This is a genomic window from Desulfomonile tiedjei DSM 6799 (genome assembly GCF_000266945.1).
In the GTDB taxonomy this organism is placed as follows: domain Bacteria; phylum Desulfobacterota; class Desulfomonilia; order Desulfomonilales; family Desulfomonilaceae; genus Desulfomonile; species Desulfomonile tiedjei.
The window spans coordinates 1,096,815-1,111,144 of the sequence record NC_018025.1 but is presented as its reverse complement, the minus strand read 5'-3'; the positions used below and the strand labels follow the sequence as shown (position 1 = coordinate 1,111,144).

Below are 14,330 nucleotides of genomic sequence, written 5' to 3'. Positions count from 1 at the left end.
TTTGGGTGCCACGGACCTCCCTGGAGGTCCGTGATATCGCCTCAAAGAGAACTACCTTGACTGCAAGTCCGTATAAGACAAATGGGGAACCAGTCTAGTCGGAAACGTCCGGTAGCGCCGCTGAAATGCTTCCTGATGTAATGGAATACCCGAGCAATGACTCCAGGACGCTCCGATATACAATTCGCTGCTCCGTCCACGACAGGGCTGCCGATTTCTTTGCAGCGTGTTCCGCCAATTGTTCGGCGTATTCCGGATCACGATAAAGATCGAGAACCTTCCGAGCCAGTGCCTGGGGGTCATCTGGTGGAATGAACGCAATCGCATCATCTCCGAAAAGCTCAACCAGAACCGGCAATCGAGTGGCAACAATAGGGAGTCCGATTGCGGCCATTTCAGGAATTTTTAAAGACAGAGCTATGTCCATGTGGCAATCGGAGTACGCCGGATACATTCCGATATCAGCCTCGTTCATGATGCGCGGCATCTCTTCCAGGGGTATCGGATCTGTTGTTTCCACAAGGTCACGGACACCCAGTTTTGCTGCCAGATTCAGGCAATCCTCCAGAGCTTGACCCTCTTTTCTTATCTTAGGTACAATTCTCAGCAGAATTTGCGGTATGTGCTCCTTCAAATAAGGGAGAGCCCTTATGCAGACATCCAGGCCGTACCGAGCTGCTACGGTACCGACATAGAGAAGAACAAATCTCCCGTTGTTCGTCGGAAGCTTCTTCGATTTATCCAATGCTTGAAAGAAAAGAGGATTCGCTGCATTGGAGATCACCGTTATTTTTTCAGGATGGACGCCTCGATGGATGAGAATATTCCGAAACTCGGGTGTGGCAGTTATAACATGCGACGAGAACGCAATGGATATTCGTTCCAGGAATAACAGACTTCGTATAATAGGGTGGTATTCGGATAACCCCAGTTTGGAGCGGGCAAGTTCAGGGACCGGATCGTGCACGTTCAGTATGACCGGGCAGCCGCGCAGACGAGGAATGAGGCCGCAGAATACAAGAAAATCGGGCATATTGTGAATGTGAACAAGATCGTACCGTTTTCTGAGATCCAGGAAGGAAAGCTTGAAAAACATGGAAACCGCTACAAAAAACCAATCAGCAATAAGTCCTAAACGTTCTCGACGCATACGGGTCACGGGTAGCGGATAAACGGTTATCCGTTCAGATGACGATTGACAGGCACCGTCTTCTGAGGCCAAGCAGATGACGTCAACGTGATGCCCTTCTTCCGCGAGATAATCAGAGTAGCGGCGAATGCGGCTGTCCCGTAAATAGACACTATGAGTGACCATGCATATACGCAAATACGACCGAGAGGACACACCCCAACCTTTCTTGTTCTCATAGAGACTCCGGCAGTTGTCGTACAACCGAGCAGGAGCGATCAGAAAAATTTGTTTTTGACCTGATTGGAATCTTCTGGAAATCCGTGGAGAGACACTCCACAGTTAATACCAGTTTGCGTTCAAAGTTAAACGAAAATCTCCTCTACCCCCCTTTATTAAAGAGAGGAATGGGGGGATTTTGAATGCAAATTAGTATAAAGCCTCTTCCAGCACACCTCCACGAACATTGCTATCGACAAAACGACGATTCCTCTTCTCGGAGGAAATCTACGGAACCAAGTTTCTAGAGAAAACGATAGAGAAGCTTGGGAATGCGAAGCTCCCTCTTATTCAGAATTGTCCCCGTCAAAGCCTCTCTATTACTCGTGCGCAGCTTTTCGAGTGTGTGGCTCACCACTTCATATCGTGTGAGGTCCGCTTCAACGACAACAACCACACCATCTACCTCTTTACAGATGATACTTGCATCCATGAAAGGCACTGCAGGAGGAGTGTCAAGAAGGATGTAACGATATTCCTGCCGGAGTTTCCGCAGGACATCTCTGAAGTGCTGCAAACTGAGACCATAGTCGATCTTCTTGTCACCCTCACGGACTTGACCGGCAGTGAGCACTCGAAATCCAAACTTCGGCACTTCGTAAAGCGCCTGATCCAGAGGCAGATTTTCTTCGAAGACCTCAAATATGGAATGCGGAGGAACGATTTCGAGATATTCCTGAAATGACGGCTTCCGCATGTTTGCCTCGACCGCCACTATGCTTTGGGGGCTGTGAAGAGAACTCATAGAGATCGCGAGCCCAAGAGTCATGCTCGTGACCCCTTCCCCAAAATGAGAAGAAGTGAACTGCACTGCAGTACTCTGCTCGGAATCTTTCCGGAACAGAGAACTTTCCAGGCGATAGAGTTCTTCGGTAAACGATGCCGCAATCTGTTCAATCATGCGCATGAGTTTCCTCAGTAATTATGAAGCAATATCACTCTTAAATCGATATCCCCGGAAAGTCAAGGAAGACCGTAGGGAATATGCAGATTTGTTGCTTCGCGGTTCCAATCTGCGTGAATTCAACCAAAAGCTATATTTTAGTTTAAATATTTATCCTAATAATTGACAATCACAACCTAAATTTGATAGAATGAGTTTCAGAGCTACCATTTCCGGATTTCGATTCAAAGAGGTGTTCGGTGACCGTTAAGCGCACTATCGAAGGAGCCGGTCACGCCAATCAAGGTGTCAATGGCGACCTTCGCATAAAAGACAGCATCCGAGCCGGATTGATCGAGCCTCAGGACGACCCGCACGTCGGCACCAGTCCCTCAGGAAATTCCGAAAACTTGCTGTCCGGCCCTGTAGGTCCTGAATTATTGCGACATAGGGATATGACAATTCAACCTGAAGATTTTGGAGAATCTATATCAAGTAACCACACCAAGTCTCGACACAAAAGGAAAATATTCGCATTATCGGCGACTTTGGTATTGATCGTCGGATTTGCTGTAGGAGCTTTGCTCGTATGGAGGGAAGTTCCTGAGGTCTATTATGCCGAGACGAGGCTCACTTATGTATCCTCTCAGACCAAGGACAATCTGGAGGCGCAGGTCACAAAAGAGTTATTTGTGCTCCATTCTCCGGAAATCCTCGGGTTTTCCGCAAATGATACTCGTCAAGACGGATCGGGCGCAGAAAGAGAGCATGCGGCTGTTCAGGACAATTCCGCCGCCCCCGTCCCAAAACCCCAGGTCTGGAATATTCCGGCCACTTTTCCTGTGAAAGAGGATGGATCGTACGCATCCTGGTTCAACAAGAATCTTTCCATCACACAGGAGACTTTCGGCCCGCGAGCATCGGTAAAATTGACGCTGAAGGGAAAAGACCCTGAAGCCGTAAAGCAGTTGCTTGACACATACGTGACCCAATACGCGGACTATAGGCGAGAGATCGAGGCCGAGTCAAAAGAATTGGCCGAACCAAGAAGCTCGGAAGAAAGCGTCGCAGTTCCGAACAAAGAAATTCAGATGCTTATGGAGCGACTGGAAGCGCTGGAACGTCAGGAACGGAATTGCGCCCTTGCATTGACGCTCATCGATTCCGGCCGAGGAGTATTCAGCGGCTTTGTTTCCGGTAACGATCTAACAGGCATTCCTGCTCTCGCGAAGTTTCAGGAGAAGATCGTTGAACTGGAAATCAGCAAGAAATCTCTGCTGGTGCGGTTCACTCCGAAAAGTCGTGAAGTCATGGCCGTAGATCAGGAGATCAAGGGCATCAAATCGGCCATGCGCGAATACATTGAAGCTCATTTACATTTCCTTAAACGCGGTCGGCTGGAACTCATAGCCCAAAGACACGACTTGGAGCAGAAAGGTGAACCGGTTAGAAGCAGAGAAGAAGATTCGACACAGAAGCGACATTCTCGGGTAAACCGAGACCCGCGCTTTCTCTTTGCCATGCAGGATGGTACCCAGGTTTTCAGGGAAGGACCTACAAAAGTCAAAAAAGCAATCCTGCCCGAGTGGCATGATGTAAGAATGATCCTTTCCACTCGGGTGAATCGTGTTTGCTCTGAAGTCTCGGGATTCTCACTCGGCAATCTGTTCGAGCGCACTCCGAAGTGCATGCCTGATCTGTCCCAATACTGTAACTCCTCTCCAACTGCCATGTCGAAAGAAGACTTCGCCGAAAACGTCCGGCAAACATCCGTGCCGCCCAAGCAAAATCCCGATGGGAGGGGTTTGATTCGAGCATTGAATGCGACAGTCGATACATTATTGGATTTACTCTACGGAAAACGTGATCCTGCACCCCAAAACGGGCGTTGCATCAAGAATGTGGCGCTTGTCACCGGGTCGGGTGCCGGTCCGGCTACCCCGGGAGCAGAGTAATATGAGCGCGATCAACCGGATACGTGCAATCCCCAGCCTCCGCAACCTCTTTACCGGCGTGAAAACTCTTTTCGGGGTGTTCGGATTCTCTCTGTTGCTGTCGATCCTGACGCCGGGCAGTTCTGCTCAAGCAGATCCACTGGAGTACAATCCATTCAGCACCATAGGCTTTCAGGCTATTTTCACCCGCTTGGACGGCAGAATAGGATTCGATCAGGAGACAACGGGAATCGGAACTCTCAACGATCTCAGATACGATTTGGGGTTGCCCGTGAATAACACCACATTCGGTATTCTCCTGTCCATGCGACCTCTGGAGCATCACCTGGTACGGGCGTACGGAAATTTTCCCGAAGTATACAAGGGCGGCCAGTTGCTCACGAGAACATTGCAGACTCGCACTGTGACGTACCCGGCAGGCTCATCCATCTTCTCTGAGTTCAGAACAGCTTCATTTGGTGCAGGTTACGATCTGGATTTTCTGATCGGTCCCCGGTTATTCGGAGGATTACACGGCGATCTCAAGTATTTGGAACTGAGAGTAAGAATGGGAAACGCTTCGTCGGCCTATGAAGATACCCTTGCCATCAATGAGCTGGTCCCCTGTTTGGGAGCGCACTTTCAAACGAGAAACTCTTTCGCGTTCGGCCCGGCCGGCTACAGCCTGAATCTCGGTGGATTCGGACGCATGACATGGGGCATGACCCCCAATTTCTTGAGCTATGTAGATTTTTCTGCAGGTGCAGCGCTGGGCGTGAGAATAGGCGGTCTCGGAACTCTCGAAGCGAAGGCTGGATACCACTATGAAAGTTACTTTCATAACCAGGAACTGTCTGTAGGCAGATCTTTCGAACTCAAGAGGGATGGAATCATCATTTCCGTGGAAGGATTATTTTGAGAACCGTTTCTCTGGAGATCCGTTCACCTGGGAAAGCGATTTCTTGATGAACAAAAACGCGAGTTGAGACCGTGGACTGTATATAGGACGATCGTATGAAACACCGTAGTGATTCATTATTCCATAGAGCTCGTTTTGAACGCGCAATTGTGGCCTTCCTGATTCTCATATTGATGAGCGGGTGCGTTATCCCGCGACAACGTGGAGTGGTCAATGAAACGCCGCCCGCGTTGGCCTGCAAAATTTCACCCCACTTTCCGTCAGCTCTTTACAGGCTTGCCGCAGGTGACGTCCTGGAGTTCCTGTATTTGACTATTCCCGGAGTTACACCAACGCCGTACAAACTCTCAGTACGGGATGCAATTGATGTCGAATTTACGTATCACCCCGAATTGAACCGAACTGTACGAGTGAGACCCGATGGAAGAATCAGCATACCAAGAAAACCGGATATTTCGGTAGCAGGGATGACTTCCGATGAAGTGAGCACGAAGCTCAAACAAATATACTCCGACCTTCTCAGAGACCCGGAAATAACGGTTACCGTCCGAGAATTCAACGCAAAGCTCGATGAGATTCAAAAAGCGATTGCAACTGCTCCCAACGGTCAGGCACGAGTAGTGGCGATTGCACCCGACGGTCATCTCGCCCTGCCTTTGATATCGGACATTCGAGCTGAAGGAACTACTGTTCCGGAGCTGACTCAGGCAGTGAATCAGCGCTACGCCAAAATTCTCCCGGATGTGAAGGTCTCGGTTATTTTGAAGGAAGTGACCGGCAACCTCATTTTTGTTGACGGTGAAGTGAACAGACCTGGTGTCTTTAACGTAAAAGGCCCTACCACCGTACAACACGCACTCGCTCTGGCCGGTGGGACAAAGGAAACGGCTGAACCGAGAACCGTGCTGGTCGTATCGAAAGGTCCTGATGGTAAATTCCTCGCCCGAACCACAGATCTTACGGCTGTCACCTCTTCATCGGATTATGTCCTGAGACAGAACGATCTGCTGTACGTGCCCATGAGCACAATCGCTCGAGCCGACGTTTGGGTCGATCAGAATATCCGGAGAATTCTGCTGTTCACCGGATGGTCGCTCGGCATAAATGCAGACCTGGGCCGCACGGTAGGAAGGTAGGTAATGCGGAGAAGAATTTGGGGAGGGACTTCTTGTAACTCGCGTTTCGCCGATCTGGTGAGTATGGAATATGTAATTTTTTCTCGAGAACAAAGCAGTAGTAATAATAAGTAATTGTACGTGACATTCTTTTGTGATAACAGGTCGGATACCATTTACAAAACTCCGAATTGAGGTTATATTTGGGGGCTGGCGTTCATCGGCTCCTCTTGACGTGGTGGCTCCTGCCTTCTGTCCACAAATCAAAGGAACAATGAGTGAACCGAACTGACATGCTACCGATTACGGTGACTGGGGCCCGGTTGTTGCCAGCGGCCTGACTGAATGACAGCACGGGAGACGGACGGACTTTACCGATGGAAATTAGGAATATAGCTATTATTGCCCACGTCGATCATGGAAAAACAACCCTGACTGACGCGATCATGAAACAAACCGGTATGGTCGATGATGAAAACATCACCATGGATTCGAATACCCTTGAGCAGGAGCGAGGAATAACCATCTATTCCAAGAACGCTTCTGTATTCTATAAAGACACAAAGATTAATATTGTCGATACCCCCGGCCATGCGGACTTCGGCTCTGAAGTTGAGCGAGTCCTGCGATCTATTGACAGTGTGCTCCTGGTGGTTGATGCACAAGAAGGTCCCATGCCACAGACCAGATTTGTCCTGAGCAAGTCTTTGGAGCTTGGACTGAAGCCTCTAGTCATCATTAATAAAATTGACAAAATGGCAGCGGATCCCGATCTGGCCGAGGAAAAAGTGTTCGAGCTTTTCTACGATCTGGGAGCAAATGACGAGCAGCTTGATTTCACAACCATATACGCAATAGGAAGAGATGGGATAGCAAAAGCGAACCTCAGTGACGATTCCAGCGACCTGACTCCTCTCCTGGATGCTATAATTTCAGACGTTCAGCCTGCTCCGGCAGACAAAGACGTTCCGCTGCGTCTGCAGGTTTTTAACCTGGGATACGATAATTTCGTCGGCCGTCTGGCTGTCGGAAGGATCTATGAAGGCACTCTGAAATCGGGAAGCTCGCTTTGTCTCAAGAAACTTAATGGAGAAGTGGTAACTGGGAGGGTCACGAAACTTTTTACCTTCAGAGGACTGGAAAGGCAGGTAGTTGACGAGGCCTATGCCGGTGATATCGTCATGGTTTCCGGCTTCTCAAATATCGATATCGGAGAAACGTTGTGTGACAGTGCCGATCAGGAGGCATTACCCGCCATTACCGTGGACGAGCCTACCATAAGCGTGATGTTCCTGGTCAACAGTTCCCCCTTTGCGGGCAGTGACGGAAAGTATGTCACGAACAAGCAACTTCGTGAACGACTTGAGAAAGAATTGGAAGTCAACGTCGGTTTGCGAATCGACTTCATGCCTGATGCATATACCGTGTACGGAAGAGGCGAACTGCACATTGCTATACTGCTGGAAAATATGCGCAGGGAGGGATATGAGGTCCAGGTCTCGCAACCTCAAGTAATCGTGAAAGAAATCGATGATTGTATCGTGGAGCCTTTTGAAGAAGTAACTGTTCAAGTGCCGGAAGAGTACGCCGGAGTTGTAATTGACAAAATCGGAATCAGGAAAGGTCTCCTGATCAGCATGGAGAGTCATGGGAAACAGAAGAGGATGATTTTCGAGATTCCCACGAGAGGGCTTTTGGGCTATCGGACCGACCTCGTCGTCGATACCCGAGGGGAGGGGGTTATGTACTCCCGCGTGATCGGCTTCAGGCCCCATGTCGGCGAAATACGTAAACGACGGGAAGGGGCCATGATTTCGAAGGTCTCGGGCAAAGCTTCCGGTTTTTCCCTTTTCAACCTTCAAGAACGGGGAACTCTGTACATCGGTCCGGGTACGGAAGTGTACGAAGGAATGATCATCGGGAATTCCTCCAAAGGCGACGACATGACGGTGAATCCCGTAAAAGGCAAGCAATTGACCAATATGCGTGCAGCCGGGGCAGACGAGGCCATACAACTCACTCCGGCTTCGGCAATTACTATTGAACGCGGGCTGGAGATTATGAGAGAGGACGAGTACCTGGAAATCACCCCAATAAACGTTCGCCTCCGGAAACAGTTCCTTGCGGAAGCTGACAGGAGGAGAGCCTTCAGGAAGAAGCAGAGCGCTGCATTGCTCCAATCGGCTTGATACTGATCCCTACAATCAGGCCAGCAGGACCATGAGAACTTCGTGCCACGATCTTGGATAGATTTCGATTTTTGAGACAGCCTCTTCATTGCTGGGAATTTGTGTATCATACCAGTGTGCGTTGAAAGAAGTAATCCCGCCACCGGCGGGAGCAAATCCGGTCCCGGCAAATGACAGGCTTCTCAATATTCCCTCTATGAAAGCACATTGGTATTATAGAATCCCTCAAGGAATATTGACGCAGGCATCCGCAATACGGTATATTTTCAATTCACCCCTCTCCGCATAATCTATATACGTTTGGGAAGTATTTTACCAATTAAAGGGAGAATCTTGCATGCAAGTAAAGGAACTTATGATCCCTCTTTCGGATTGCGCCAAAATCCCGGCGGATCGAAATCTCTTCGATGCGGTCATGATTCTGGAAGTTTCGAGACAGAGACTTGACAGACTGGATTACCGGCCCAGGGTGGTTCTGGTTTACGACCGAGAGTTACACATCATTGGAAGTTTGCGTCAATTCGATATCATGAGTGGTTTGATCTCCCGGGAGAAGTCAGGCCAAGGAAAATTGTCCATAGGAGAGATGATTCCAGACTGTCGGAAGGCCTTGGCCGAGATTTTTCATACGGCTCGTGTTCTCAAAGTCAGAGAAGTTATGCACCCCTATTCGCAAGACGAGTACATCAGTGAAGAGGCTTCCATCGAGGAAGGAATTTGTAAGCTTGTGGTGGGCCATTTTCCGAATCTTATTGTACAATCCGGGGAGATTTCTACCGGGGTGTTTCGACTCAGCGATGTATTTAGTATGCTATCCAGAGACATCAAAAGGTCGGGTCTGAAATAGCCGAATTCTTGGGTCGGATAAATCTCACCGCATCATATGCATCAGCAGAACGAAATACTGTTGCTCATTAAGTAGACAAAACGGAAGGTCGATCTGAGAGGAAGAAAACTGCACACCTCTTGTTTCGACCATGACCATGCATTTGGAGGTTACAAGAATTGTTCGCAACGGAACGAAGAAGTTACAAGAGTTTTGCCGAAGCAAAAGAGACGCTGACTCCACAGGAGGAGCGTTTTGAAAAATGGCGTAATACCATTGGGCTTTTTCTCGGGCCGCTGGTAGCGTTATGGATTTATTGGGCGCCTATGCCTTCTTTGTCGCCCCAGGCGCACACTTTGGCGGCGATCATCGCCTGGGTCGGCATATGGTGGATCACCGAACCCATTCCGATTCCCATGAGCGCTTTATTGGGAGCAGTCTTGTGCGTGCTTTTCGGAATTGCGGACGCCAAGAAGGTTTTCGCCCCGTTTGCGGATCCTATAATTCAGTTGTTCCTGGGCAGTTTCATGCTCGCTGAGGCAATGGCTCTTCACGGGTTGGACAAACGATTCGCGTATGGGATCATGTCGCTGAAGTGGGTGGGCAGCAGCACCGGCAGGATTATGTTCGCATTTGGAGTTATCTGTGGAGTGCTGTCCATGTGGATCAGCAATACAGCGGCCACTGCTATGATGTTTCCCATCGGCCTGGGAATCATATATGCCATGGCTGATGTAATGTCACAAAAGACTGGCGAAGTAGTCGATGCAACACGGTTGCGGTTCGGGACAGGCATGATGCTTATGACTGCCTATGCTGCTTCCGCAGGAGGAATAGGGACACCGGTCGGGACGCCGCCGAACCTGATCGGAATCGCCATGATCGAGAAATTCGTCGGTGTGAAGATTCCGTTTTTCCAGTGGATGCTGTTTGCAATTCCTCTGCTCGTAATCCTTTTCTGCATTCTCTTCGTGGTCATGTACTATCTTCACAAGCCCGAGATAACCCATATCGAAGGAAGCCACGAATATGTGATGAGAGAGAGAGCGGAACTCGGAGCCTGGACCACGGGACAGAAAAACGCCCTCCTTGCATTTCTGGTCACGGTGGTCCTCTGGATAATTCCGGGAATATTGGCAGTTCTTTATGGAACCGACCACCCAATCTCCAAAGCGTACAATCGTTACATGCCTGAAGGGGTGGCCGCGCTAATCGGCGCCACTTTGCTGTTCCTACTTCCGGTAAGCTGGAAAGATCGGGAATTCACCATTTCTTGGGGACAGGCAACCAAAATCGATTGGGGAACCCTATTACTTTTCGGTGGTGGAATTACGCTCGGAAACCTCATGTTCGAGTCGAAGCTCGCAGAGGCAGTGGGGAGTGGATTGCTTGCACTGAGCGGAGCTTCCTCCCTCTGGGGTATTACTTTCGGAGCGATCTTCATCGCCATTCTTGTCAGCGAAACTTCATCAAATACCGCTTCGGCAAATATGGTGGTCCCGGTGATGATATCCCTGGCAGTCGCGGCGGGTGTGAATCCGATTCCACCAGCTATCGGTGCTACTCTTGGAGCCAGTTGGGGCTTCATGCTACCAGTTTCTACCCCGCCCAATGCAATAGTCTACGGCTCTGGAATGATACCAATTATAAAGATGATCAGGGCTGGAGTCTTCTTTGACATAATCGGAGGGCTTGGCATCTGGGTCGGGCTGTGGATTTTGCTTCCGCTCGTGGGCCTGGCTTAGCGTAAATTGCGGCTCGGCGCCAAGCGCCCGCCCCCAGCCCCCTTTTACGAGAGAGAGAGAGGGGGGGGGGTAAGAGGCTACATCTTAATTCCCCCCTTATAAAGGGGGGTGAGGGGGGATTTTTCGACTAACATCTGCACTGAGTTTCGGTCATTTGTTTTGGCAATGACCGTGTATTTCAGGGAATGCGCTTAAAAGCCTTCCGGTTCCAAGCGCATTTCCCTGACAGCTAAAACCTCTCTGCCAATACTTTTGAAGTAATCTTCAGCAACCACTACACTCTGGTTCGTTCCACCAGGTCTTTCAGAGAAATCCCTAGCTCTTCTATCCGTTTTGCAGCTTCATCGAGTTGCGCAATACTTGAAACATTCTGTTGCATAGCCTGGTCGATATTGAGCATGGCTATCGAAACCTGGCCTACGCCCGCAAGCTGCTGCTCGGTTGTAGTATGAATAACTGTGGCTGCTTGAGATGATGACGACACACTACCGAACAAAGATTCGATCGATTCGCCTGCCATTAGCGATTGATTCACGCCTGCTTCCACAGCCTTTGTCCCTTGCTCGGTCGCCATAACGACTGCACTCACCCATTTCTTGGTTTCTTCGAGGATTCTCCTGACTTGCTCCGTAGCACTCTTGGATTGGTCAGCTAGAGTCTTGATTTCAAGAGCAACTACAGCGAACCCCTTGCCGTGATCGCCGGCCCGCGCTGCCTCGATTGACGCGTTTACCGCCAGGAGATTGGATTGGTCGGCAAGATCTTGCACCGTGCCAATTATCTCTTCTATGGCTTGACTGTGCTCGCTCAGGCGAACAACCGTCTCTCCGATAGATTCGATCTGCTCCTTTATGAGATTCATGCGATGGGCCGTATCAGCCGTGGCTTTTTTGCCTACTTCCGATATCTCCACGGCCTGTTTGGCACCTTCTGCAACCTTTTTTGCCGTATCATTCGATATCTTTGCAGCCTGCTTCACTTCTTCGATAGTTGTAATGGTTTCTGTTACCGCTGAGGAGGTTCGTGACGTACTCGCACCCAACTGAGATACCGTGGCAGCAATTTCTGCTGCTGATGAGCCGAGGACGTTAATCCCTTCTACGGTTCTCCGAGTTTGCTCGCGCAGATATTCCACCATTATGTTAAGCGCTTGAGTAAGTCTCCCCACTTCGTCTTCTCCCCTTTTTTGGAGACTCTGTGTGAAATCGCCCTTGCTGATCGCCTCTGCAAGATCTACTGCTTTCCCGACAGTATTTGCGATGGCTCTGGCAATCAAGTAAGAGATAAACAAACTCGTGGCTATTACCAGTATGAGCCCGAGGATGAGAATCTTTTCAGTTGCATTGGTGGATTCTTCCGATGCTGTCCGCCGGTCTTTCAGGATTTTCTCCTGGCCCCCTTTAAACGCTGCGAGCATCTCATCGAACTGATTCATCCGGTCTTTCATGTCTATCTCGACTATTAACTTTCGCAGGTCAACGATTGTTTTGGACGCTGAAACCTGTTTTCTCAAAACGATTTCCGGCTCGGCAGTCTCCTTGATCCAGGTCTTGACATTGTCCTCGATATCTCCAAGCAACTTTACCTGAGCGGCATTCCCCGCGAGTGCCTGCTTTTGTTTCTCGATGAGTGCAAACGTTCGCTTGGAAGCCTCCTCGTAAGCCTTCAGGAATTCATCAGTCCCTGCCAACAGATATCCCCGTTGCGTGTCTTCCATTTCCAGTACTGCGGCACTAATTTCGGTCGTTTGCAAATAAGCCGCGAGAAGGCCTCCGGGAAGAGTACCGGCAACCTGCCCTTCGGCAGCTTTCTCGGCCGATCTCTGCTGTTTCTCAACCAACTCCTTTACCAGACCGCGCACACGACTCAACTGTTGTCCCTTGTTCGCTGCCACGAGTGCGGCCAAATCGTTCAGCGATTTACCTTTGTTGATCTCGTGTTGCAGATTGATCGCCTCTTCAATCCTTTTCCGCGTATCAGTCAATAGCTCTTGAGCGTGAACGAGGTCTTTCGTGTCCTCCCCTTCCCCGATGATTCTCTTCAGTTCGCCGAAATCCTTATCAGCACGTTCAGCTCTGATTCTGTACTCGGGGACAAGGCTTTCATCTCCAGTCAAAAAGAATCCCCGAAGCCAAGCCAACATCCCCATAGTGTTGAATTGAATTTCCACAGTCTCACGTATGGCCCTGTGAGTTCGGTCTACACGTTCCACGTTTTGCAGAAGCGAATTCAAGCTGAACAGCACCACCATGCATAGCACTGCTGCCAGGATAATTGGAATAAGACCTCCACCCATTATCTTCACTTTGAGACCTATGTCTCTTATTTTCATTTCTTATCTCCTCTCATAACCACTTGTCGTAGAAACTACGGTCTTCAAACCGAGACGTAAGCTAACGTCTCATATATAAGCAGTACATCCTAAAATGTATCTGATTCTTGACATTCGTTTTTTTTAGCTTTGACAGTGGATCGCCCCCCGTGCAGCGGACGGCCCCCCGAGAATTCTCGGCTTAAGGTCACCAGCCCCTGAGTGCCCTACCTCCGAATACAAGGAATAGTGGATCATCTCCAAGCTCGCTGATTCAGGTGGGTTCAGAACGGCACTAAGCCTTGAAGAGGAAGGGTATGTCAAAAAGGACATAGCGAGACGAAGGAGAGAAGCTGTAGTGTGTTAGGTCTGATTCTCTCTTGAAGTGGTTTCTTCGAAAAATCGCTACAACCTCGAAGACATTCGGTTTTCTCGTTCCCAGACGAACCCTAAGTCAGTTTTTTCAGAAGCTTGGAAATGTGGTGCAAGATTCCCCAATACTATAAAAGCATAAACCGTCTTCAAACGCAACGAATTCATCCGCTCTCAAACCCACTTTTTTGCCCAATGCTGTGACAGCGCGTGAAATGCAAGAAATCCGCTGTAAGTCAGTGGATTTGTCTATTCGGTTAGATTCGGAGGGAAAGGAATCGATACTTGGGCCGGTCCATGAGCAATTAAGGGTGGACAAATGTCTGGTTCAGGGGCAAAGTCCTTCAGTGACATGTCTCGACAGAAATGAGCTTGAGAAACCTTTTGTGGCGTTTGCCAAAAGTTGTGTCCGGTTCAAATCCCCCCAGCCCCCCTCTACGAAAAAGGATAAGGGGGAACATCTTAATTCCCCCCTTATCAATGGGGAGATAAGGGGGGAATTTTTCGACTAACATCTGCACTGAGTCTCGGTCATCTATCTGGGTAATGACTATATTTCACAAAAGAAAAGCATCCAAGCGCACTTCTGTTTCTCATATAACTTCCCTGACAGTCAATTCGACGGAGC

Annotated in this window: 9 protein-coding genes; 6 read left to right on the top strand and 3 right to left on the bottom strand. The window is 49.4% G+C overall.

Going from position 1 to position 14,330, the window contains the following annotated elements; all coding sequences use genetic code 11:
• Positions 1–94: 94 nt before the first annotated feature.
• Together DESTI_RS04705 and DESTI_RS04700 are read right to left on the bottom strand one after the other, a co-directional pair.
• Positions 95–1,315, bottom strand: coding sequence for a glycosyltransferase family 4 protein (locus DESTI_RS04705; RefSeq protein ID WP_014808815.1), 1,221 nt, complete (start codon positions 1,313–1,315; stop codon positions 95–97).
• A gap of 337 nt (positions 1,316–1,652) precedes the next feature.
• On the bottom strand, positions 1,653–2,309 hold the full coding sequence (locus tag DESTI_RS04700) for a P-loop NTPase family protein (RefSeq protein ID WP_041285965.1): 657 nt from the start codon (positions 2,307–2,309) through the stop codon (positions 1,653–1,655).
• Positions 2,310–2,551: 242 nt separating this feature from the next.
• On the opposite strand from DESTI_RS04700, the gene DESTI_RS04695 reads away from it, so the two are divergent.
• The 6 genes from DESTI_RS04695 (at position 2,552) to DESTI_RS04670 (ending at position 11,019) form a co-directional block, all read left to right on the top strand.
• On the top strand, positions 2,552–4,246 hold the full coding sequence (locus DESTI_RS04695; RefSeq protein ID WP_014808813.1) for a GumC domain-containing protein: 1,695 nt from the start codon (positions 2,552–2,554) through the stop codon (positions 4,244–4,246).
• A 1-nt stretch (position 4,247) separates the two neighbouring features.
• Entirely contained in the window at positions 4,248–5,144 is an 897-nt protein-coding gene (locus DESTI_RS04690) for a hypothetical protein (RefSeq protein ID WP_014808812.1), read from the top strand.
• A gap of 95 nt (positions 5,145–5,239) precedes the next feature.
• Positions 5,240–6,280 carry a polysaccharide biosynthesis/export family protein gene (locus tag DESTI_RS04685; RefSeq protein WP_014808811.1) on the top strand — a complete coding sequence of 347 codons (1,041 nt, stop codon included), beginning with the start codon at positions 5,240–5,242 and terminating at the stop codon, positions 6,278–6,280.
• Between the two features lie 356 nt (positions 6,281–6,636).
• Entirely contained in the window at positions 6,637–8,448 is a 1,812-nt protein-coding gene (gene typA / locus DESTI_RS04680) for a translational GTPase TypA (protein ID WP_014808809.1), read from the top strand.
• Between the two features lie 337 nt (positions 8,449–8,785).
• Positions 8,786–9,295 carry a hypothetical protein gene (locus DESTI_RS04675; protein ID WP_014808808.1) on the top strand — a complete coding sequence of 170 codons (510 nt, stop codon included), beginning with the start codon at positions 8,786–8,788 and terminating at the stop codon, positions 9,293–9,295.
• Positions 9,296–9,453: 158 nt separating this feature from the next.
• Complete coding sequence (locus tag DESTI_RS04670) at positions 9,454–11,019, top strand: SLC13 family permease (protein ID WP_014808807.1); 1,566 nt, start codon at positions 9,454–9,456, stop codon at positions 11,017–11,019.
• A 274-nt stretch (positions 11,020–11,293) separates the two neighbouring features.
• On the opposite strand, the gene DESTI_RS28445 is transcribed toward DESTI_RS04670, so the two are convergent.
• Entirely contained in the window at positions 11,294–13,351 is a 2,058-nt protein-coding gene (locus tag DESTI_RS28445) for a methyl-accepting chemotaxis protein (protein WP_014808806.1), read from the bottom strand.
• Positions 13,352–14,330: the final 979 nt, after the last annotated feature.

What these genes read in the sequence shown, in the direction of transcription:
- DESTI_RS04690 (WP_014808812.1), top strand. Translation starts at nt 4,248, where the DNA reads ATGAGCGCGATCAACCGGATACGTGCAATCCCCAGCCTCCGCAACCTC.
- DESTI_RS04705 (WP_014808815.1), bottom strand. Translation starts at nt 1,315, where the DNA reads ATGGTCACTCATAGTGTCTATTTACGGGACAGCCGCATTCGCCGCTAC.
- typA (WP_014808809.1), top strand. Translation starts at nt 6,637, where the DNA reads ATGGAAATTAGGAATATAGCTATTATTGCCCACGTCGATCATGGAAAA.
- DESTI_RS04700 (WP_041285965.1), bottom strand. Translation starts at nt 2,309, where the DNA reads ATGATTGAACAGATTGCGGCATCGTTTACCGAAGAACTCTATCGCCTG.
- DESTI_RS04685 (WP_014808811.1), top strand. Translation starts at nt 5,240, where the DNA reads ATGAAACACCGTAGTGATTCATTATTCCATAGAGCTCGTTTTGAACGC.
- DESTI_RS28445 (WP_014808806.1), bottom strand. Translation starts at nt 13,351, where the DNA reads ATGAAAATAAGAGACATAGGTCTCAAAGTGAAGATAATGGGTGGAGGT.
- DESTI_RS04675 (WP_014808808.1), top strand. Translation starts at nt 8,786, where the DNA reads ATGCAAGTAAAGGAACTTATGATCCCTCTTTCGGATTGCGCCAAAATC.